General features: G+C 70.7%; 22 protein-coding genes. All 22 read left to right on the plus strand.

Translation table 11 applies throughout. The features are described from left to right. Positions 1–4 precede the first annotated feature (4 nt). From alaS to ispH, 22 genes are read left to right on the plus strand one after another with little or no spacing between them, the layout of a single operon-like run. Positions 5–2,632, plus strand: coding sequence for an alanine--tRNA ligase (gene alaS / locus WEB29_05050; GenBank protein MEX2136317.1), 2,628 nt, complete (start codon positions 5–7; stop codon positions 2,630–2,632). 2 nt (positions 2,633–2,634) lie between these two features. After that, entirely contained in the window at positions 2,635–3,936 is a 1,302-nt protein-coding gene (locus tag WEB29_05055; protein MEX2136318.1) for a cell division FtsA domain-containing protein, read from the plus strand. Positions 3,937–3,941: 5 nt separating this feature from the next. Next, positions 3,942–5,561: a baseplate J/gp47 family protein gene (locus WEB29_05060; GenBank protein MEX2136319.1), complete on the plus strand. Its 1,620-nt coding sequence runs from the start codon at positions 3,942–3,944 to the stop codon at positions 5,559–5,561. After that, positions 5,561–5,989: a Holliday junction resolvase RuvX gene (gene ruvX, locus WEB29_05065; GenBank protein MEX2136320.1), complete on the plus strand. Its 429-nt coding sequence runs from the start codon at positions 5,561–5,563 to the stop codon at positions 5,987–5,989. The genes WEB29_05060 and ruvX overlap by 1 nt, the downstream gene beginning before the upstream one ends. Then, a complete protein-coding gene (mltG, locus tag WEB29_05070) occupies positions 5,973–7,301 on the plus strand; it encodes an endolytic transglycosylase MltG (protein ID MEX2136321.1) in 1,329 nt (442 codons plus the stop codon). Before ruvX ends, mltG begins: the two co-directional genes overlap by 17 nt. Positions 7,302–7,313: 12 nt before the next feature. Continuing rightward, entirely contained in the window at positions 7,314–7,874 is a 561-nt protein-coding gene (gene efp / locus WEB29_05075; protein MEX2136322.1) for an elongation factor P, read from the plus strand. Positions 7,875–7,879: 5 nt separating this feature from the next. Beyond that, positions 7,880–9,139 (plus strand): exodeoxyribonuclease VII large subunit, encoded by a 1,260-nt coding sequence (gene xseA / locus WEB29_05080; protein ID MEX2136323.1) that lies wholly within the window; start codon positions 7,880–7,882, stop codon positions 9,137–9,139. Next, the gene (gene xseB, locus WEB29_05085; protein ID MEX2136324.1) at positions 9,139–9,399 is read left to right on the plus strand and encodes an exodeoxyribonuclease VII small subunit; all 261 of its coding nucleotides are present in this window, start codon (positions 9,139–9,141) and stop codon (positions 9,397–9,399) included. The genes xseA and xseB overlap by 1 nt, the downstream gene beginning before the upstream one ends. 41 nt (positions 9,400–9,440) lie before the next feature. Beyond that, positions 9,441–11,420, plus strand: a complete 1,980-nt coding sequence (gene dxs / locus WEB29_05090) for a 1-deoxy-D-xylulose-5-phosphate synthase (GenBank protein ID MEX2136325.1) — start codon at positions 9,441–9,443, stop codon at positions 11,418–11,420. 5 nt (positions 11,421–11,425) lie between these two features. Continuing rightward, positions 11,426–12,214, plus strand: a complete 789-nt coding sequence (locus WEB29_05095; protein MEX2136326.1) for a TlyA family RNA methyltransferase — start codon at positions 11,426–11,428, stop codon at positions 12,212–12,214. Positions 12,215–12,236: 22 nt separating this feature from the next. After that, positions 12,237–12,557 (plus strand): ribbon-helix-helix protein, CopG family, encoded by a 321-nt coding sequence (locus WEB29_05100; protein ID MEX2136327.1) that lies wholly within the window; start codon positions 12,237–12,239, stop codon positions 12,555–12,557. Next, positions 12,554–13,390 (plus strand): NAD(+)/NADH kinase, encoded by an 837-nt coding sequence (locus WEB29_05105; GenBank protein ID MEX2136328.1) that lies wholly within the window; start codon positions 12,554–12,556, stop codon positions 13,388–13,390. Before WEB29_05100 ends, WEB29_05105 begins: the two co-directional genes overlap by 4 nt. 8 nt (positions 13,391–13,398) lie before the next feature. Beyond that, the gene (xerD, locus tag WEB29_05110) at positions 13,399–14,298 is read left to right on the plus strand and encodes a site-specific tyrosine recombinase XerD (protein MEX2136329.1); all 900 of its coding nucleotides are present in this window, start codon (positions 13,399–13,401) and stop codon (positions 14,296–14,298) included. Positions 14,299–14,317: 19 nt separating this feature from the next. After that, a complete protein-coding gene (locus tag WEB29_05115) occupies positions 14,318–15,121 on the plus strand; it encodes a PH domain-containing protein (GenBank protein ID MEX2136330.1) in 804 nt (267 codons plus the stop codon). After that, on the plus strand, positions 15,122–16,006 hold the full coding sequence (locus tag WEB29_05120) for a purine-nucleoside phosphorylase (GenBank protein ID MEX2136331.1): 885 nt from the start codon (positions 15,122–15,124) through the stop codon (positions 16,004–16,006). Next, the gene (locus tag WEB29_05125) at positions 16,007–16,639 is read left to right on the plus strand and encodes a site-2 protease family protein (GenBank protein MEX2136332.1); all 633 of its coding nucleotides are present in this window, start codon (positions 16,007–16,009) and stop codon (positions 16,637–16,639) included. Further along, positions 16,629–17,117, plus strand: coding sequence for a hypothetical protein (locus WEB29_05130; GenBank protein ID MEX2136333.1), 489 nt, complete (start codon positions 16,629–16,631; stop codon positions 17,115–17,117). The genes WEB29_05125 and WEB29_05130 overlap by 11 nt, the downstream gene beginning before the upstream one ends. A 4-nt stretch (positions 17,118–17,121) precedes the next feature. Beyond that, positions 17,122–17,904, plus strand: coding sequence for a segregation/condensation protein A (locus tag WEB29_05135; protein ID MEX2136334.1), 783 nt, complete (start codon positions 17,122–17,124; stop codon positions 17,902–17,904). Beyond that, the gene (gene scpB, locus WEB29_05140) at positions 17,901–18,464 is read left to right on the plus strand and encodes an SMC-Scp complex subunit ScpB (GenBank protein ID MEX2136335.1); all 564 of its coding nucleotides are present in this window, start codon (positions 17,901–17,903) and stop codon (positions 18,462–18,464) included. Before WEB29_05135 ends, scpB begins: the two co-directional genes overlap by 4 nt. Continuing rightward, positions 18,454–19,902 carry a (d)CMP kinase gene (gene cmk / locus WEB29_05145; protein MEX2136336.1) on the plus strand — a complete coding sequence of 483 codons (1,449 nt, stop codon included), beginning with the start codon at positions 18,454–18,456 and terminating at the stop codon, positions 19,900–19,902. Before scpB ends, cmk begins: the two co-directional genes overlap by 11 nt. Further along, positions 19,899–20,573, plus strand: a complete 675-nt coding sequence (locus tag WEB29_05150) for a lysophospholipid acyltransferase family protein (protein ID MEX2136337.1) — start codon at positions 19,899–19,901, stop codon at positions 20,571–20,573. The genes cmk and WEB29_05150 overlap by 4 nt, the downstream gene beginning before the upstream one ends. Next, positions 20,570–21,442 carry a 4-hydroxy-3-methylbut-2-enyl diphosphate reductase gene (gene ispH, locus WEB29_05155; GenBank protein ID MEX2136338.1) on the plus strand — a complete coding sequence of 291 codons (873 nt, stop codon included), beginning with the start codon at positions 20,570–20,572 and terminating at the stop codon, positions 21,440–21,442. Before WEB29_05150 ends, ispH begins: the two co-directional genes overlap by 4 nt. The last annotated feature ends 108 nt before the right edge of the window (positions 21,443–21,550 follow it).

Here is a 21,550-nt window from a genome sequence, read left to right on the forward strand (position 1 = left end):
ACCGATGCCGGAGCTGCAGGCCGCCGAGATCCGCGAGCGCTTCCAGCGCTTCTTCGAGGCGCGCGGCCACACCCGCGTGCCGGCGGCTCCGCTCCTTGCGCGCGACGACCCGACGCTCCTCTTCACCAACTCGGGGATGGTCCAGTTCAAGCGGGTGCTGACCGGCGAGGAGAAGCGCGACTACACGCGCGCCGTCGACGCGCAGCCATGCCTGCGGGTGGCCGGCAAGCACAACGACTTCGAGCAGGTTGGGCGCACACCCCGTCACCACACCCTGTTCGAGATGCTCGGCAACTGGAGCTTCGGCGACTATTTCAAGCGCGAGGCGATCCACTGGGCGTGGGAGTTCCTGACGGTCGAGCTGGGGATTCCTGGCGAGCGCATCGCCGCCACCACCTATACCGATGACGACGAGGCGCGCCGCATCTGGAGCGAGGAGATCGGCCTTCCGCCGGAGCGGATGGCGCAGTGGGGCAACATCGCCGCCGGCGACGACCACAACTTCTGGTCGATGGGCGAGACCGGCCCGTGCGGGCCGTGCAGCGAACTGCACTACGACCGCGGCGCCGAGCTTTCCGAGGGGCCCGAATGCGTGCCCGACCATTCGGAGACCTGCCCGCGCTGGCTGGAGATCTGGAATCTGGTCTTCATGCAGTTCGACCGATCAGTCGACGGGACCCTCACGCCTCTGCCGTTCCCCAGCGTCGACACCGGGATGGGACTGGAGCGGATGGCGAGCGCCGTGCAGGGGGTCGACAGCAACTACCTGACCGACCTTTTCACCCCGATCATCGACCGGCTGGCGGAGCATCTTGGCCACGATCCCCAGAGCGTCGAGAGCGAGCGCTTCAGCTACCAGGTGGTCGCCGACCACAGCCGGGCGATGACCTTCCTGATCGGCGAGGGACTGAGGCCGTCGAATGAGGGTCCCGGCTACGTGCTGCGCCGGATCATGCGGCGTGCCGTCCGGCACCTGCGCCTGATGGGGATCACGCAGGCGGTGCTGGCCGAGACGTGCGGGACCGTCATCGAGGTGATGGGCGGCGCGTACCCGTATCTCGTCGCGAATCGGGAAGAGATCCTGGGCACGGTCGACGCCGAGGAGCGCAAGTTCGCACGCACGCTCGAGGCGGGGAGCGAGCGGCTCGCAGCGCTGGTCGACGCGGCGGGGCCGAATGGCACCATCGCCGGCGACGAGGCGTTCCGGCTGCACGACACGTTCGGCTTCCCGATCGACCTCACCGTGGAGATCGCTGCGGAGCGTGGCGTGACCGTGGACCGCAAGGGGTTCGAGGCCGCCATGGAGGAACAGCGCGATCGCTCGCGGGGCTCCCGCGCCGGCCGCTTCGCGCCACTCCCGGGCGTCGAAGGGCTGCGCAGCGAGTTCACCGGCTATCCCAACGAGACGTCGGCAGATGGCCTGGCTGTCCTGGTGGTTGCGGAGGGCGAGGGATCGACCCAGGTCGTGCTCGACAGGACGCCGTTCTACGCGGAGGGCGGCGGCCAGATCGGCGATCGTGGCGAGCTGGTCGGAGAGCGTGGAAGGCTCGTGGTGGACGACACGCAGCGCGTCGGCGACGCGATCGTGCATGTCGGGCGGCTGGAGGGCGCGCTCACCGTCGGCGACGTGGTCAACGCCCGCGTCGACGAGGAGCGACGCTGGGGGGCGGCGCGCAACCACACCGCCACGCACCTGCTGCACCGCGCCCTGCGCGACGTCCTCGGCGAGCAGGCAAAGCAGGCCGGCAGCTGGGTTGGGCCGGATGGGCTGCGCTTCGACTTTCCGGCGGACGCGGCCACGCCGCGGGAGGGGCTGCGCGACGTCGAGCGTCAGGTGAATGCTCAGATCCGCCGCAACGCATCGGTCACACCGACCGAGATGTCGCTGGCCGAGGCCCAGGCGATCGGCGCCGACATGTTCTTCGGCGAGAAATATGCCCCCGAGCGGGTTCGGGTCATACGGGTCGATGGCTACAGCGCCGAGCTGTGCGGCGGCACGCACGTGGCGGCGACGGGGCAGATCGGCTCCTTCCGGATCACGGGTGATGCGAGCATCGGCACCGGGTTGCGGCGAATCGAGGCGGTGAGCGGAGCGGCGGCCGATGAGCTGGTCGCCTCCCGGCTCGAGGCGCTGCACACGGCGGCCCAGCTGCTCGGCGCCGCCGAGGACCAGGTCGCGACTCGAATCGAGAGTCTGCAGGCGCGGCTGCGAGAGGCGGAGAAGGGTGGCAGCAACGCCAGCACCACGCGACTCGATGCCGTGCAAGCCCTGGCGGGTGCGCAGCAGGCGGGTGAGGCGAAGGTCGTCGTCGAGCGCTACGCCGATGCCGATGGCGCCGCGCTGCGGGCTCTCGCGGATGACCTGCGCGCCGCAACGGGTCGCTTCGTGGCCGTCATCGCCGGTGAGCGCGGAGGGCCGGCGATCCTGGTCGCCGCCAGTCGCGACCTCGTCGAGGAAGGGTTCGATGCTGCCGCAATCGTGCGCGAGGTGGCGCCGATGATCGGGGGCGGGGGCGGCGGGCGCGCAGAGCTTGCCCAGGCGGGTGGCAAGGACCTCGCCGGCCTGGACCAGGCGCTGCGCGAGGGCGCCCGCCTGGCGCTCGAGGCGCTCCAGCGGATCGAGAACGGCTGACGGTGCAGGACCGGCTGAGGAGCCTCGTCGAACGCCTGACCAGGGTCGGTGGGCGCTCGGCTGCCGGTCCGCCGGCGCTCGTCGCACTCGATGTTGGGACCGAGTTCGCCAAGGCCCTGGTGGTGGCCATCACGCCTGACGAGGAGGGGCGGCTGGTCGGATCGGTCCGGGGCTCGGGACGGCAGCGTCAGGGCCTCACCCACATGCAGTCGGGCACCGTGAGCGACATTGATGCGGTCGTCGCCAATTGCTCACGCGCCCTGGGCGAGGCGCGGGAGATGGCGGGCATGCAGGCGACCTCGGCCGTGATCGGCATCGCCGGCGAGCTGGTCAAGGGCACGACCTCGAATGGCGCGGTGCACCGCGAGAATCCACACGCGCCCATGACCGAGGCGGAGCTGCAGCAGATCGTGGAGCAGGTGCAGATCGAGGCCCTGGCCGACGCGGAGCGCCGCATCGCCTGGGAGAGCGGCGTCGAGCGCCTGGACGTGCGCCTGGTGCACGCTGCGGTGGTCGAGCTCAAGATCGACGGCTACCCGGTCAGCAATCCGATCGGCTTCACCGGCGCGCAGCTCGAGCTGTCGGTCTTCAACGCCTTCGCGCCGATGGTTCACCTTGGTGCCCTGCAGTCGGTGGCGAGCCAGCTTGGTCTCAAGCTGCTTGGAGTGATTGCCGAGCCGTATGCGGTGGCCACCTGCCTGGATCCCGGCGAGCTGGGGGATGCGGGCGCGGTCTTCGTGGACATCGGTGGCGGGACGACCGACGTGGCCCTGGTGCGCCACGGCGGGATCGCGGGCACCAAGATGCTGGCACTCGGCGGGCGGGCCTTCACCAAGGGGATCGCTGAGCGCTTTGCCCTCTCCTTCTCGCGCGCCGAGGCATTGAAGCTCGCGGCCGCGGACGGGGAGCTGCCCGAGCAGGTCGACCGGGCGACGCTGGCCGAGGCGCTGGCCGACGATGCGGCCGTGTGGCTGGGCGGCGTCGAGCTGATGATCAGCGACCTTGCCGAGGGGGAGCTGCTGCCCGGCCGTGTCTACCTGTGCGGCGGGGGCGCGGAGCTGCCGCAGATCGTGGCCGCGCTCGACGGCGATGAATGGTGGCATCGGCTGCCCTTTGCGCGAAAACCCCAGGTTCGTCCGCTCTCCCCGGCAGATGTGGTGGGCCTCCACGATGCGAGCGGGCAGCTGGCGACGCGCCAGGACGTGACCCCGATGGCGCTCGCGCACCAGGCCCTCATCCTCGACGCCAGCAGCAGCGCGGCCGAGCGTGCGATGCGCGCCGCCGTGCGGGCGATGCAGCTGTGAGCCCCGTGGACGGCGAGCCCCAGCTCCTCTACCTGGAGCCCGACGACGAGATCACCTCGGTGGTGCGCCGCCTGCGTGGGGCCGATGCCGGACGCGTCGTGCTGGTCGCTCCCGGCCGCAGCCGCGCGACCTCGAGCGTGGTGGCGCTGCGCCTGCTGGGGCGTGCCGCGGCCGAGACCGGTCGCTCCGTGGCGCTGGTGGCCGATGCCTCGACGCGGTCGCTTGCCGGCGAGGCTGGCATCGCCGCCTTCGCCTCGGTCGCCGACGCGACCTCGCCAACGCCATCCCCCGCGGAGCCGATGACTCCCACCCGTGCGCCAATTCACGTGGTCCGCGGCGCGGGCGGCGCACGGCCCCAGCCTGCAAGGCCGATCCCTGCCACCGACGGCATGGAGGAGACGGTGGCCGTCCACCTGCCACCGCCGTCTGGGGCTCCGGGTGCACCGGGTCGCGGACGCCGGCGCACTCGGGGCCTGCCCCGCTGGCCGTGGCTGGTGGCGCTCCTCGCCGCGGCTCTTGCGGCGGGCGCCGCGCTGCTGCCCGGGGCAACCGTCACGATCACGCCCGCCACGACGCCCGTTGGACCGGTCTCGATTCCGGTCACGGTCGACGTTGCCGGGCACGTGGCCGCCGAACTGGAGTCCACCGAGCCCGGCACGGCAACGGGTGAGCGGCTGGAGGAGGTTCCGGCCAGCGGGGTCGTCACCTTCTTCAACTGGAATACGGTTGCTGTGGAAGTCCCCCGGGGCACGCACGTGTCGGTCGGTGGGAACACCGCGTTTGTCACGCTCGAGCGGATCGTGGTTCCGCGCGGCAAGTTTGGAGCGCCGATCGAGCCGGGTCAGAAGAGCGTCGCGGTGGCCGCCGTCGTGGCTGGCCTTGGGGGGAATGTCGCAGCCGGTGCGATCGACACGGTGGACGACGATGGGGTACGGCTCTTCCTGCGTGGATTCCCTGACAACCCGAACCGCTTAGTGACGAACTCCGAAGCCACGGCCGGCGGCGCGGAGACACCGCACACCGTGATCCAGCAGGAGGATGTCGATGCTGTCGTGGCCGCCATCGAAGCCGACCTCCGGTCGCAGCTGGACGCGGCGCTGGCAGGAGATGCGGACCGCCTGTTCGCCGCGGCCACGGCCGAGGAGGTACCGAGCATCGAGGTACCCGACGACCTGGTCGGCAAGGAGGACGAGGCCACCTTCGAGCTGCGGGGGACGCTGACGTTCGATCGCGCGTACGGTTCCCGTGCCGAGGCCGAGTCAACAGCTTCTTCGGCGCTCCTGACGCTTGGCGAAGAGGTGCCGCCGGGAACCGCCATCGTGGCCGACTCGATCCAGGTGGAGCTGGGGCCGGCGACGCTGGCCGGAGGGCGGCTGGACCTCACGGCTTCGGTGACGGCCGCCGCAGCCGCTGAGATAGACCAGGCCCAGGTGCGCGACCGCATCGCCGGACTGACCGTCCCCGAGGCCAAGGCTGAGCTCGCCCCGCTTGGTGACGTCGACGTCGACCTGTGGCCGGCCTGGGTGGATCGGCTCCCTCGGCTGACCTTCCGAATCGACATCAGGGAGGAGGTCCAGACCCCGACCGAGTCACCCGGCCAGGCGCCGGCCCAGTCATTGAACTGATGACAGCCGTCATCGGCCTGGACCACGGCAGCCGGCGCATCGGTGTGGCGGTCGGCAACGAGGAGACCCGGCAGGCCTTCCCTCGTCCGGCATTGCTGCGCGGCAATGTGGCTACCGACCTGGAGCAGATCGCCGCGCTGGCAGGCTCCGAGGGCACGAGCCGAATCGTGGTGGGCCTGCCCCGCAACATGGACGGCAGCGAGGGGGCGCAGGCGGCTGCGGCACGGGCGTTTGGGGAGCAGCTGACCGCCATCGGCCTGGAGGTCGTCTTCGTCGACGAGCGGCTGACCAGCTGGCAGGCGGGGGAGCAGCTGGCGGCCGCGGGGCGCCGGCCGGAGCGGGGATCGGGCGAAAGGGACTCGGCGGCGGCGTGCCTCATCCTGCAAGAATGGCTCGACCGCAGGAGACCAGATGACCCGACAGCCTGATCCCCGCTGGAACAAGAACGAGCAGCGCAACGCTCGGATCCGCGAGCTCCGCGACCAGCGCGACGCGCCGATGCGGCGGCGCCGCACGTTCCAGCCGCTGACCATTGTCGCCTGGTTTGGCGCCGTCATCGCGCTGGCCGTCGTACTGCTCTTTGTGGGCTTGCTGGCCCTCTCGCCCCGCCTCTTCGCGTGGGTGGAGGAGCATCCCGGCTCGATCGAGCACGGCGTCGTGCGCGACTTCGTGGAGTGGTACCGCCCCAACGCCCTGGCCGATGAGCCGGCCGGGGAGGATGGACGAAGGATCACGGTCGAGGTCGTGGCGGGCACCAACGATGCAGAGATCGGCCAGCTCCTCTTCGACAAGGGCGTCATCAGCAGCCAGCTCGCCTTCCAGTACGCGGTGCTGCAAGCCGAGCGCTCCGGCGAGCTGCAGGCCGGCGTCTATGACCTGTCGCCTGCGCTGCGCCCGTCTCAGATCGTGGCCGCTCTGAAGCAGGAGGCGGGCGAGGAGGTCACGATCACGCTCGTCGAGGGCTGGCGTCTGGAGCAGGTCGTCGGCTATCTGGGCACCACGAAGCTGACCATGAACCTGGAGGAGTTTGCGGCGCTCGCGAAGGCCCCGCCGGCCGACCTCGTCGCCCAGTTCGACTTCCTGGCCGATCTGCCGGAGGGCCGCAGCCTCGAGGGCTATCTCTACCCGGACACCTATCGGGTTGACGCCAATGACCACGCACGCCAGGTGCTCGAGAAGCTGCTCGGCACCTTCGGGGAGCGACTGACGCAGGAGATCCGCGACGGGATTGCCGCACAGGGGCTGACGATCGACCAGGCGGTGACCGTGGCCAGCATCGTGGAGCGCGAGGCGGTCCAGGACCCTGAGCGGCCGATCATCGCCGGCGTCTACCTCAACCGCATCAAGAACCCGACCGCCGGCACGGTTGGCCTCCTGAATGCCGACCCGACCCTCCAGTACGGGCTGGCCACGGCCGAGTTCGGGTCGCGGCCGATCTCCGAGTGGCAGGGGATCGAGTGGTGGCCGCAGCTGCAGACCGCGGGGGGCGAGGTGGTGCTCCCCGAGGAGCTGGCCGGCTACCAGTCGTACCGGGTCAAGGGGCTCCCGCCGTCGCCGATCGCCTCGCCGCGGATCGCCTCGCTCGCCGGCGTGGCCGCGCCCGACACGAGCGGCGGCTACTTCTACTTCGTGGCGGCCTGCCCCGGCGGCGTGCGCGACGGGTCGCACTATTTCGCAGCGACCCTGCCGCAGCACAACGCCAACATCGCCAAGGCCAACGCCGAGTGCCCCGCGGCGTGATCGGAGTGCCGCATGATTGACACCGGCGATATCAAGAAGGGCGTCATCATCGAGCTGGACGGGCAGCTGATGAAGGTGCTGGACTGGACGCACATCAAGATGGCGCGTGGATCGGCGCAGGTGCGAATGAAGCTCCAGAACGTCCGTCGCGGCGACATCGTGGAACGGACCTTCCAGGCGGGGACCCGCTGGCCGCGCGCCCGGGTGGAGCAGCGCAAGGTCCAGTACCTGTATGGCGACGGCGATTCGTTCCACTTCATGGACAACGAGACGTACGACCAGTTCGCGGTCAGCGCCAAGCAGATCGGCGAGGACGCTCGGTTCCTGAAGGAGGGGACCGAGGTCTTCGTCAGCATGTACGACGCCGAGGTGCTCGGCGTCGACCTGCCGGTTGCCGTCGACCTGCGGGTGACCCAGACCGATCCGGGCTTCGCCGGCGACACCGCCACCGGCGCCAAGAAATCCGCCACGATGGAGACCGGTTTGGCGGTCCAGGTGCCGCTCTTCGTCAACGAGGGCGACATGCTGCGCATCGACACGCGGACCGGCGAATACATGACCCGCCTGAAATAGGCCCGATGACGCCCGATTCCGATCAGCCCACCCTCTGGGAGGCGCCACGCCCGGCGCCACGCATCCTGCGCGTCTCGGACCTCAACCGCCGGGTGCGAGTCTTGCTCGACGGCGACCCTGCGCTGGCCGACGTGTGGGTCGAGGGCGAGGTCAGCCAACCCTCGTACCCGCCATCGGGGCATTGCTTCTTCGTCCTGAAGGACGCCGCCAGCCAGGTGAAGGCGGTCCTCTTCCGCGAGGAGCTGGCCAGCGCCACGGTGCGTCCCGAGCATGGCATGCACGTGATCTGCCACGGCAAGGTGCGCGCCTACGAGCCGCAGGGCAGCTACCAGGTCTACGTCGAGTCCATCACGCCCGCGGGGGCTGGGGACCTGCACCAGCAGTACGAGGCGCTCCGAACCAAGCTGGCCGCGGAGGGGCTCTTCGACGAGGGTCGCAAGCGCCCGATCCCTCGCTGGCCGCGGCGGATCGGGGTGGTCACCTCGCCGGTCGGCGCCGTGTGGCGCGACATCGGCAATGTGATGCGCCGGCGCTACCCGATCGCCGAGCTGGTCCTGTCACCGACGATCGTCCAGGGCCCAACCGCATCGGGTGCGATCGTGCGCGCGCTGCACCGCCTCTACACGGACGAGCGGATCGACCTCGTCATCCTGGCCCGCGGTGGCGGCTCGCTCGAGGACCTGTGGTCGTTCAACGACGAGCGCGTGGTGCGCGCCGTGATCGAGGCGCCGATGCCGGTGGTGGTGGGGGTCGGGCACGAGTCGGACGTGACGCTCGCCGACTTCGCCGCTGACCTCCGCGCGCCGACCCCCTCTGCGGCTGCCGAGCAGGCGGTCCCGGACCTCGCCACCTTCCCGGCCATCCTGGATCGCCTGCGTGACCGTGCCTCGGCGGCAATGATCAGCGGCCTCGCCGATCGCGGCAGCTTTCTGGGCCAGGAGGGGCGTGCCCTCATCCGCCTGCTGCCCGATACCGCTGCCGCCCGTCAGCGCGCCGCCGAGCTCGTCGACCGCGGCCACCGCGCGCTGAGCGCACGGACCTCCCACGAGCTGACGCAGCTGCGAGGCCTGGCGGACGCCCTGCGCGCCCTCTCGCCGGCGGCCACCCTGGAGCGTGGCTATGCGGTGGCCCGGCTCGCCGACGGCACGATCGTACGCGACCCTGCCCAGGCCAGGCCGGGGGAGCCGCTGGAGGTGGTGGTGGCCCGCGGTACGATCCGCACGCGCGTGGAGACGACCGCCGGGTCGGACGAGGAGGTGCTGTGATGACCGAGCCAGAGGCAGCCGCTGATCTTGCCGCGCGGCCCTTCGACGAGCTCGTCGCCGAGCTGCAGCGCATCGTCCAGGCGCTGGAGGCCGGCAATCTGCCGCTCGAGGAGAGCATCGCCCGCTACCGCGAGGCGTTGCGCCTGCACGCCGCGGCCGAGCTCCGGCTGCGGGAAGCCGAGCTGACCATCAGCCAGCTTGGGCGAGGGATGGGCGCCGAGGCCAGCGACCAGGCGCCCACCACCGAGGGAGAGGGTTAGCGGCATATACTTTCGCGCGCCAACGCGTAGCGGAGAGCTCCTTGCCGATCCTCGACACACTGAACGACCCCGCACAGCTGCGCGGGCTGAGCCCCGCGCAGCTGGAGGCGCTTGCCGGCGAGCTCCGCGAGAAGATGATTCGGACGGTGCAGCACACCGGTGGCCACCTGGCCAGCTCGCTGGGGGCGGTCGAGGTCACCCTCGCCCTCCATCGGGTGATGAGCTCTCCCGGTGATCGGATCGTATGGGACACCGGACACCAGGCCTATGCCCACAAGTTGCTGACCGGACGCCGCGATCGGTTCCATACCCTGCGCCAGCTGGACGGCGTGGGCGGCTTTCCACGCCGCAGCGAGAGCGACCACGACGTCTTCGACGGGGGCCACGCCGGGACGGGGGTCAGCATCGCGGTCGGGCTGGCCGCGGCGCGCGACCTGCGCCCCGGCGACGATCCGGCGCGACGGCAGCGGATCGCGGTCTGCGTCGGGGATGCCGCCATCCAGAGCGGCCTGACGCTCGAGGCGCTCAACCATCTCGGCGACGACCGGCATCGCCTGCTGATCGTGCTGAACGACAACGAGATGAGCATCAGCCCGTCGGTGGGCGGGCTCTCGACGCGACTCAACAAGCTGCGCCTGAGCCGCGCCTACCAGGAGACGAAGTCGCTGACCCAGCGGGTGCTACCACGCATCCCGCTCATCGGCCGCCCCTTATTCAATGCGCTGGCCTTCACCAAGGAGGGATTCAAGCGCTCGTGGGCCAAGGTCGGCTTCTTCGAGGACATGGGGATCACCTACATCGGGGTCCTCGACGGCCACAACCTGGCCGAGCTGGAGCACAGCTTCGAGCGGGCCTTTGCCCTGCCCGGACCGGTGCTGGTCCACGTCAAGACGGTGAAGGGGAAGGGCTATGGGCCGGCCGAGATCGACAGCATCAGCTTCCACGGCGCCAGCCTGCCGCCGATCGACCTGTGCCTGATCGACCCCACCGAGGAGCCGCTGCCGCCCGAGGGCGAGCCCGGGCGTCGCCCGAAGACGTACACCGCAGCCTTCGCCGAGGAGCTGGTGCGGCTGGCGACCGATGATGATCGGATCTGCGCCATCACCGCGGGGATGCCGACCGGGACCGGGCTGTCGCGCTTCGGCGCGCGCTTCCCGTCGCGCCTCTTCGACGTCGGGATCGCCGAGCAGCACGCCGTCACCATGGCCGCCGGCCTGGCGCTCGGCGGGAAACGACCGGTGGTCGCCCTGTATTCGACCTTCAGCCAGCGCGCGTACGACCAGCTCGTGCACGACATCTGCCAGAACGACCTGCCGGTGCTGCTGGCGATCGACCGCGCCGGGCTGGTCGGGGAGGACGGCACCAGCCACCAGGGCATGTTCGCCCTCTCCCCACAGCGCGCTCTGCCGAAGCTCGTCATCGGCTCGCCCAAGGACGAGCAGGAGCTGCGTGACATGGTGGTGACCGCGTTCGCCCACGCCGGACCGATCAGCCTGCACTACCCGCGCGACCCCGGCGAGGACCTGCCGGACCGCGACGGATCGGCGCTCGAGATCGGGCGTGGCGAGGTGCTGCGCGCCGGTGGCGACCTGCTGCTGGTCGGCTTCGGACCGATCGTGCAGCGGCTGTCGCGGGTGGCCGAGACGCTCGAGCGCGACCACGGCCTGGCATCGACCGTCATCAACGCGCGCTGGGCAAAGCCGCTCGACGAGGAGCTGATCGCCGCCCAGGCGGTGGGCCGGCGCCTGGTGGTGACTGCCGAGGAGAGCGCCGCCATGGGTGGGTTCGGCGACGGCGTTCTCGACGCCCTCAACCGGGCAGGCGTCCGCGTGCCGCTCCTCAAGATCGCCCTGGCCGAGGGGTTCGTGCACCACGGTGCCGTCGAAGACCTGCGACGCCAGCAGCGGATCGACGTGCCGGGGATGCTGGCCCAGATCCGCGAGGCGCTCGGCCTCGAGGCTCCCGCTGAGGCTTCCCTCGAGTCGACCGCTGGCGATCCGTCGAGCGCAAGCGCCGCCTGACCGGCGTGACCCGGGTCCGCCTCGATCAGCTGCTCGTCGACCGTGCCCTGGCGCGGAGTCGCGCCGCGGCCCAGGCTCTGCTGCTGGCAGGCGAGGTGGAGCTGGCGGGCGCCGGCAGCCGCACCCTGAAGCCCGGCCAGCTCGTCGATCCCGAGGCGCAGGTATCGGTGATCGCACGCCGTCGCTGGGCATCTCGCGCCGGCGAGAAGTTGGACGCAGCGCTGGACGCGTTCGCGATCGATCCCGCGGGCAGGGCGTGCCTCGACGCCGGCTCCTCCACGGGTGGGTTCACCGACGTGCTCCTCGACCGCGGCGCCCGGATCGTGTACGCGGTGGATGTCGGTCGCGGCCAGCTGCTGGACCGCCTGGCCCGCGATCCCCGGGTGGTCAGCATGGAGCGCACCAACCTGCGGACGCTGCGCCGGCTTCCGGAGCCGATCGACCTCGCCACGCTCGATCTCTCCTTCATCTCGCTCCGCCTCGTCCTCGCGGCGGTGCGCGAGCTGCTGCGGGACGAGGGCCAGGTGATCGCCCTGGTCAAGCCACAGTTCGAGGCCGGGCGAGACGCCGTCCCGCGTGGCGGCGTGGTGCGCGACCCGGCCACCCACCGTGCGGTGCTGCTGCAATTCTGCGAGGACGCGTCGGGCGCGGGCTTCTCACCGGCCGCGGTGATCGGCTCGCCGATCGTCGGCGCCGACGGCAATCGGGAGTTCCTGGTCCTGCTCTCCTCCGGACATGAGCCTCGGCCGGGATGGTTCTCGCAGGTGGACACGGTGGCGCCCTCGCCCGTATGACGGGCGCGGTACGATGGCCGCCATGAAGCGCAAGCCGGCCGCGGCTGCCGAACAGCTGAGCGTCTTCGAGGAGCTGGCGGCTCTGCCCGAGCCGATCCATGAGCCGGCGCCGGACACGATGCGCCAGATCGTCTCGCTGCGGATGCCCGACGCGCTGCTGGAGCGGGTCGAAGAGGTGGCCCGGGGGCGCGGCGTCTCCCCGTCGAGCCTGATGCGCGCGCTGATCGCGGCGGGATTGGATCGGTCATACGCCGCCGTGACCCCGGACGAGCTGGCGGCGGAGCTGGCCTCACTGCGGAAGGGGATCGACGAGATCGTCACGAGGCTGCGGACGAGCGAGTGAGCCGTTTCGGTTTCGCGTTCAACCCGACCAACCCACAGGCCCGCGCCGCGCTCGAGCGTGCACGGGCGTGGTGCGCCGCCAACGGGGTCGAAGCGTGGGACGCGGAAGCCGACGATGTCGATCGGATCGCTGCGGAATGCGTGGGGAGCGAGCTGATCTGCGTGCTCGGCGGGGACGGGACGTTCCTGCGCGCGGCGCGCGGCATCGGCGACTCGGCGGCACCGACCCTGGGCGTCAACCTGGGGCGCGTCGGGTTCCTGGCCAAGGTCGAGACCGACGACCTGGAGGAGGCGCTCTCCAAGGTGGCGAGCGGCGACTTCGCGCTCGAGGATCGATTCCGAATCGAGGCCACGCTGCTTCGAGCGGACGGTGAACAGCTGCGGCATGCCTGCCTGAACGAGGTGGTGGTGGCGCGCGGGACCCGGGTGCGAATGATCCAGGTCGAGGTCGAGGTCAGCGGCAGCCACCTGGCGACCTGGGTCTCCGACGGCGTGGTGGTTGCCACGCCGACGGGCTCGACCGCATATTCCTTCAGTGCCGGCGGCTCGGTGCTCGATCCCCGGCTGCGGAACATGATCATTACCTCGGTCGCCGGCTACCTGTCGCCGCTGCGCAGCGTGGTCGCGGGCGAGGAACAGGTCGTACGACTGTCGCTGCGCCAGGCGGTCTCGGGCGCGACGATCAGCATCGACGGGCAATGGGATCTGCCGATGGCGGTCGGCGAGACGGTGGAGGTGCGCGCGCTGCCGGTGCCGCTGCGCATGGTCGAGCTGAGCGGCGGCACGCCGTTCTACGACCTGCTGCGCACCAAGGCCTCCCTGCTGCCGTACTGACGCGACGCATGGCCGATGCGGCCGTCGATCCGGCACTGGACGCCGCCATCCGCGCGTTCCTGGACGAGCTGCAGGTGGAGCGCGGCCTGTCGCCGTTGACGGTGGCCGCCTATCGGCGCGACCTCGCCCAGTTCGCGGCGGTCGCGGGAAGGTCCTGGCGCCACGACCCGGAACCGGTGCGCGACTTCGTGAATGCGCTCCGGCGCGATGGGCGGCGGCCGAGCACCCAGGCGCGCAAGGTGGCGGCCATCCGCAGCTTCTATGGCTTCGCGCTGCGCGAGGAGCTGGCCGATCGGGACGTCGCCGCCCTGCTCGATGCTCCCAGGGCGGGAAGCTACCTTCCCGATGTACTGAGTGCGGAATCGGTCGCCAGCATCCTGGATGCGCCACCCGCCGATGACCCGGTCGGGATCCGCGATCGGGCGATTCTCGAGCTGCTGTACGCGTGCGGGCTGCGGGTCAGCGAGCTGACCGGCCTGGACACCGACCGGCTGGACCTTCCCGGGCTGCAGGTGCGCGTCATCGGGAAGGGCAACCGAGAGCGGAGGGTGCCGATGGGGGAGGAGGCGCGTGAGCGCATCCATCGCTACCTGGCCGGCCCACGCGCGACCTGGGCGGGGCGACGACCCAGCCCAGCCGTCTTCGTCAGCCAGCGGGGCGCACGGCTGGCGCGCGAATCGGTCTGGCGCCTGGTGAAGCGCTGGGCGGCTGCGGCGGGGGTCGAGGCGCGGGTGACGCCGCACACCTTTCGGCACAGCTTCGCCACGCACCTGCTCGAGGGAGGAGCCGACCTGCGGGTGGTTCAGACGCTCCTTGGCCATGCTAGCATCAGCACCACCCAGCTCTACACGCACCTGACCGGAGAGCGCCTCCGCGAGGTCTACGCGCGGGCGCATCCACGAGCCTGACCAGAAGCGGAGCACTCCGATGAGTTACGCGCGGAACCTTCTCAGCCGGGGCGAGGAGGTCGTCTTCGAGAGCCGCCAGCACTGGTTCGCGGTGCTCGGCGAGACCTGGCCCTTCGTGATTGCGGCGGTCCTGGCTTTTGCCGTGCTGATCTGGAGCTCGAGCAGCGACTCGACCCAGCTGCTCCAGATCCTCCAGATCGTGTCGCTGGTGGCACTCATCGTGTCGCTGGCACGCGTCGGGCTCAAGGTGTGGTCCTGGCGCAACCAGGAGTACCTGGTCACCACCAAGCGCTTGATCAAGGCCGAGGGCATCTTCAACAAGGCGATGTCCGACTCGAGCCTCGAGAAGATCAACGACGCGCACCTGACCCAGAGCTGGATCGGACGCATCTTCGACTTTGGGACGCTCGACATCCTGACCGCCGCCGACGAATCGATGGGGATCCAGGACTACTACATGCTTGCCGACCCGGTTCGTTTCAAGATCGCGATGCTCAACCAGAAGGAGAAGGTCGAGCACCCGGACCTGGCGCCCCCTCCGCGCATGCAGGCGCCCAGCACCTCGCCGGCCATGCAGCGCGCTGAGCCGATGGCGCCGCGCGCCGGATCCGATCGCGTGGCCCAGGTCCCGATGGAGGCATCCGCCGCGGCGCCGGCGGCTCCGGCGCCGCCCGTCGCGCCCGCCGCTCCGAATGCCGAGCCGCCTTCTGCCGCGGAGCAGCTCACCGCCACCCTCGAGAGCCTCGCCGCGCTGCGCGATCGTGGCCTCATCACGCCCCAGGAATACGAGGCCAAGAAACGCGACCTGCTGGAGCGGATGTAGGTGGAGGAACCCCGCCGCTCGTTCTCCGACGGGGTCTACGGAGCGGAGCTGGAGCGGCGCATCGATGAGGCGGCGGCGGTCATCCGGGACCGCATCGGCGTCGTCCCACAGCTTGCGTCCCCGCGCCTGGCGATCGTCCTCGGCTCCGGGCTGGGGGGCGTGGTTGAGCTCCTCGATCCCGAACCGCGGGTCGTCATCCCGTACCGGGAGATTCCGCACATCCCGGTGGCCACCGTGGCCGGGCATGCCGGGGAGCTGGTCGCCGGCCTCGCATCGGGGATCCCGCTCCTGCTCCTGTCCGGGCGCGCGCATGGGTACGAGGGCTGGTCGCATCGGCAGTCGACCATCCTGCTGCGCGCGTGCCTCAGCCTGGGCATCGGGACGCTGGTGGTGACCAACGCATCGGGTGGGATCAATCCGGCATTCGATCCGGGTGACGTGATGCTGATCGCGGACGTCGTCAACCTGTCCGGCGACAATCCGCTGGCGGGGCCCAACCTGGACCGCTTCGGTCCGCGCTTCGTTTCCATGACCGATGCGCTCGACGCGAACCTGCGCGCCCTGGCGCGAACCGCGGCCGAGCGAGCCGGGGTCACCCTGCAGGAAGGCGTGTATCTGATGCTGGCGGGGCCAAGCTACGAGACGCGCGCGGAGCTGCGCATGCTGCGTACCCTTGGCGCCGATGCGGTCGGCATGTCGACCGTTCCGGAGGTCCTTGTGGCGCGGCACCAGGGGGTGCGGGTGCTTGGCTTCAGCCTCGTGACCAACAAGGCGACGCCGGAGATGGAGGGCGAGGTGACCCACGAGGAGGTCCTGGCCATGGGCCCGATCGGTGCTGCGCGTCTCACGGCGGTCCTGGGTGAGCTCCTGCCGGAGCTCGGGTAGGTGCTCTTCGGATCGCTCACGCTGGCGGAGCTGGTGGGGATTGCCATTGCGCTGGTGTTGGGCATCACGTTCCATGAGTTCAGCCACGCGCTGGTCGCGGACCAGCTTGGCGACCACCGGCCGCGGGCCCTCGGACGGGTCAGCCTGAACCCGCTGCGGCACCTCGATCCGCTGGGCTCGCTCTTCTTCCTGCTCGCCGGCTTCGGCTGGGGCAAGCCCGTCCCGGTGAACGCCTACGCCCTGCGGCCCGGGAGGACCGGCCTGACCTACGTCGCGCTGGCCGGCCCGATCGCGAACTTCGCGGTAGCTGCCGCGGTGGCCGTCCTCTTTCGCGCGTTGCAGCTGGCGGGACTGCTGGATGCTCCCTTCCTCCGCGACGTGGTGGCGCTGACGGTGTACTTCAATATCGCGCTCGGCCTGTTCAACTTCATCCCGATCCCACCACTGGATGGGTACAACGTGGTGCTGCCGCTGCTGCCGCCGAGCCAGTCATTCGTCGTGCAGCGCTACGCGCAGTACGGGTACGTCGCGCTGCTCCTGTTGCTGGTGCTCTCCTACGGCCCGGGCAACGGCCCCCTCGGATGGCTCTTCGGCATGGCGTCGACGATCGCGGGGCTGATGCTTGGGACATAGGGTTGCGGAGTTCATCGGCCATCTGACGGCTCGCGTCGATCCGGGCGAGATCGAGCGTGCACGCCCCCTCCTGCCCGATACGGCGTGGCCGCTCTTCGCGGGGATGCCCACCGCCGACCGGCGCCACGCCCTCGACGTCGCCGCACGGCTGGTCGCCTCCGGGCAGCGGGAACCGGACCTGCTCGCCGCCGCGCTGCTGCACGATGCGGCCAAGGGCCACCGCATGCGCCTGTGGCACCGCGTCGCAGGCGTCCTGCTCGAGGCGGTCGCTCCGCGAGCGCTGCGGCGCCTCGCCTCGCCGGATCAACGATCGTGGCGCTACCCGTTCCACCTGTACCTGCAGCACGCAGCGCTCTCCGCCGACGCGGCCCTGGCGGCAGGCTGCAGCCCGCGCGCCGCGGCCCTGATCCGCGGTTCGACCGACCCGGCTGATGCGCCGCTGGCCGCCGCCCTGCGCCACGCGGACGAGGGCCGCTGACGCCATGTCACAGTTCGAGCCGATCGAGATCGTGCAGGCATCGGTCGACGCGATTGCGGTCGACAGCGCGGGCGCGACGGGGCCTGGCTTCGAGGTCCAGCTGCCCACCTTCTCGGGCCCGCTCGCGGTCCTCCTGCACCTGATCGAGTCGCGCCAGCTCGACGTGCTGACCGTGCCGCTGGCCGAGCTGGCGGACGCCTACGTCGCCCACCTGGCCGAGCATCCGGTCGACCCCGCGCAGCTCGCCGAATTCGTGGCCGTGGCTGCCCAGCTGATCCTGCTCAAGTCTCGCAGCATGCTCCCGGGCGAGGTACTGCCGATCAGCGCGGATGCGACCGACGAGCCCGATGAGGAGGAGCTGCGCCGACGCCTGGTCGAGTACCGGGCCCTGCGGGACGTGGCTCGCGCCCTGGGCGAGCGAGACCTGGTTAAGCCGATGCAGCGTCGCGAGCCGCGGGAATCGGATCTGCCGGTGGCCAGCCTGACGCCACTGCCGGTCGCGCTGCTGGTCGAGGCGATGCGGGCCCTGGCGGCGATCCCCGAGCCGGAGCCCGCGCCGCCCGAGATCGTGGCCCGTGAGATCACGATCGCGATGCAGATCACGGTCCTGCGAACCGCGCTGGCGGCCGGCGGCCGCGTCGTGCTCCAGCAGCTGCTGGCCTCATGCCGATCGCGCACCGAGGCGACGGTCACGCTGCTGGCAACCCTGGAGCTGGTCAGGCGTCGACAGGTTCGGGTTCGCCAGCGCGAGCTGTTTGGTCCGATCTTGCTGGAGACGATGGCATGACCGCGGCCGACGAACTCGGCGCCTTCCTGGAGGCGCTGCTCTTCATCGCCGAGCGACCGCTGAGCAGCATCGAGCTGGCCGAGCTGGCCGGCGTGCCGCGCCAGGAGGGCGAAGCAGCGCTCGCGAGATTGGCCCAGGACCTCGCCGCGGACCACCGGGGGCTGCGCCTGCAGCGCATGGACGACGCCTGGCAGCTCGCCACCGCCCCCGAGGTCGGGGAGCGGCTCGCGACCTATGCGGCCCGCGAAGAGGCACGCGTCACGCCGGCGGCGCTGGAGGCGCTGGCGGTGGTCGCCTATCGGCAACCGTGCACCCGCGGCGAGGTTGAGCGCGTGCGCGGCGTCGACTCGGACTACGTGCTCCGATCCCTCCTCCATCGGCGCCTGCTGGTCGAGATGGGCAGGCGGGACACTCCCGGCCGCCCGATCCTGTACGGAACGACCTTCGCCTTCCTCGAGCGCTTCGGCCTTACCTCGCTCGACGACCTGCCACCGATCGAGGAGGGCAACCCACCGACGCTGCCGGCTGCCGAGCAGCCGGAGCCGGTCGATGCCGGCTGAGCGGATCCAGAAGCTGCTGGCGCGGAGCGGCGTCGCGTCGCGGCGCGGAGCCGAGGTCCTCATCGCGGCCGGGCGCGTCACCGTCAACGGCCGGCCGGCGCGCCTCGGCGACAGCGCCGACCCTGGCGCGGACCAGGTGGCAGTCGACGGCAAACCACTGCCGGCCGCGTCGGCGACCGTTCACTACGCCGTCCACAAGCCTATCGGCCTCCTCTCGTCGGCGCACGATGAGCGTGGCCGTCGCTCGGTCGTGAGCCTGATCGATGCCGCGGGGGCCGCCCGCCTCTGGCCGGCCGGGAGGCTGGACGTCGATTCCGAGGGCCTGATGGTGCTCACCAATGACGGCGACTGGGCCAACCGCGTCCTCCACCCGCGCTACGGGGTCGAGCGCGAATACGCGGTGCTGGTCGATCCCACTCTGACGCGCTCGGACATGGAGGCGCTCCTGGCCGGTGTCGAGCTCGACGATGGACTTGCGCGGGTGCTGGCGGTCCAGCTGGCGCTGCCTCCACCGGAAGTGATCCGATCCTCCCCCGAGCGCGGTCGGTGGTTGCGGCTGCGGGTGGGGGAGGGTCGCAAGCACGAGGTCCGGCGACTCTTCGCGGCAGGCGGATACCGTGTCGAACGGCTGGTGCGAACCCGCCTCGGGTCGCTCTCCCTGGACGGCCTGGGCGAGGGGGAGTGGCGCGCGCTGCGCCCCGCCGAGGTGGAGGCGATGGCAGGCGCACGACCGAAGGTCAGGGCGGCCATTGCGCGCAAGCCGCTCACCGTGGCCGTGGACGGGCCGTCCGGCTCCGGCAAGAGCACGGTCGGGTACGCGCTGGCGCGGCGCATCGGTGCGACCTTCGTCGACACCGGGCTGATGTACCGGGCCCTGACGCTCGCCGCCCTGGAGCGGGGCATCGATCCCGCTGACGGCGAGGCACTGGGTCGCCTGGCCCGGGAAGTGCGCATCGAGGTCCGCCGGCCACGCCACGAGCAGACCGATCGTCGCGAGACGGTGCTGCTCGACCGGCGGGACGTGACGAAGGAGGCCCGCGCACCACGGATCGATCGGGTCGTCTCGTCGGTCAGCCGTCACGCCCCCGTGCGCGACGCGATGCTGCACGTCCAGCGCTCGGCCGCCCGACGTCACGACACGGTGATGGTCGGCCGCGACATCGGCACCGTGGTCCTGCCCGACGCCACGCTGAAGGTCTTCATGACCGCCGCCGCCTCGGTGCGCGCCGCGCGCCGCGCTGCCGAGATGGGGCGTCCGGATCGCCTGGATCGCTACCTGACCGAGATCGAGGAGCGCGACGCGGCGGACATCGGTCGCGAGGTTGCGCCCCTGCGCAAGGCGCCCGGGGCGCTGGTGCTCGACACCGGCGAGGTGGAGGTCGAAGCCTGCGTTGACGCCATCGTGGCGCACCTGCCGCCCCGACCTCCCGAGCGATGAGCACCTGGTTCTACTTCCCCGGCGCGGTGATGACCGCGTGGCTGAAGTGGCTGCTGGGCGGCGGCCACGTCGAGGGGATCGAGAACGTTCCGCGCTCCGGCCCGTTCATCATGGTCAGCAATCACACCTCCAACCTCGACCCGCCCTTCATCGGCGGCGCGATCGGGCGTCACATTGGTCGCCCGATTCATTTCATGGCCAAGGTGGAGATCGACGACTGGCCGCTGATCGGCTGGCTGGCGCGCGGGTCCGGCGTCTTCTTCGTGCGGCGCGGAGCGGGCGACCGGGGTGCGCAGCGAATCGCGCTCGAGCACCTGGCCGCCGGCCGGCCGATCGGGATCTTTCCGGAGGGGACTCGGTCCCGGACCGGCGTGCTGCGTGAACCGAAGGTCGGCGTGGCGTTGCTGGCCATGCGCAGTGGCGCGCCGATCCTGCCGGTGGGGATCAGCGGCAGCGGCAAGATCTTTCCCGGGCGCAGCCGGTGGCCGCACCGCACCCGCGTCGACATCTGCATCGGGAAGCCTTTCCAGCTGCCGCATCAGCCGACCGGGCGCCTCGATCGTGAGGCCATGACCGAGGCGACGGAGCGGATCATGCGGGAGATCGCGGCGCTCGTGCCCGAGTGGCAGCGGGGTCGATATCGGCCCGGACCGATAGAATCGGGGGAATGAGCACAGCCGTTCGACCCGAGGTTCGCATCGCCGAGCGCGCCGGCTTCTGCTATGGCGTACGCCTGGCGATCGACAAGGCGAAGCACGCCCGCGACGAGGGCAAGGAGGTCACCACACTCGGACAGCTGGTGCACAACCCCGGCATAAAGGCCGATCTGTCGGACCGCGGAATCCGCACCGCCGATCTGGCCGACCAGGTCGAGGGCGGGACGCTCGTCATTCGCGCTCACGGCGTCCCGGCGACGGAGCTGGAGCAGGTGCGTGGCAAGCCGGACCTGGAGGTGATCGATGCCACCTGCACCTGGGTCCTGCAATCGCAGAAGGCGGCCCGCGAGCTCGCTGAGGCGGGCTACACCGTGTGCATCATCGGCCACGAGGACCATCCCGAGGTGAAGGGCGTGCGCTCCTACGCCGGTGAGCGCCACGTCGTCGTCGACGACATGGACCGCTCCACCTGGGAGCGGGTGCCGCACACGAAGAAGATCGGCGTCCTGTCGCAGTCGACCATCCTGCCCTTCAAGCTCGAGGAGTTCGCCGCTTTCTGCCTGCGACGGTGTCACGACCTTCGCGTGGTCAACACCGTCTGTCCGGTGACGCTGACGCGCCAGGCCGATTCGGTGGTGCTGGCCGGCGAGGTCGACGCGATGATCGTGGTCGGCGGCAAGAACAGCAGCAACACCAAGGAGCTGGCCGTCAAGTGCGCGGAGGTCTGCGCCGATACGGTCCACGTCGCCGACGCCGATGAGCTCGAGGCCGAGCACCGCGACTGGGTAAGCGGCAAGGCGCGGATCGGGATCACCGGCGGGACTTCGACTCCGGAGGTGGACCTCGAGGAGGTCCGCGACCGGATCTACGCCCTGACCGGATAACGGCAGTTCCTTCGCAATGACCTCCCGGTAATCACAACGACCTGATCGGTCGTCGATCGCGTTGCTTTGATGACGGCAGGCTCATGGTTTGACGTGTTTGGCGCGTTA

The sequence above is a fragment of the Chloroflexota bacterium genome, from assembly GCA_040902225.1.
Taxonomy (GTDB): Bacteria; Chloroflexota; Limnocylindria; order QHBO01; family QHBO01; genus CF-167.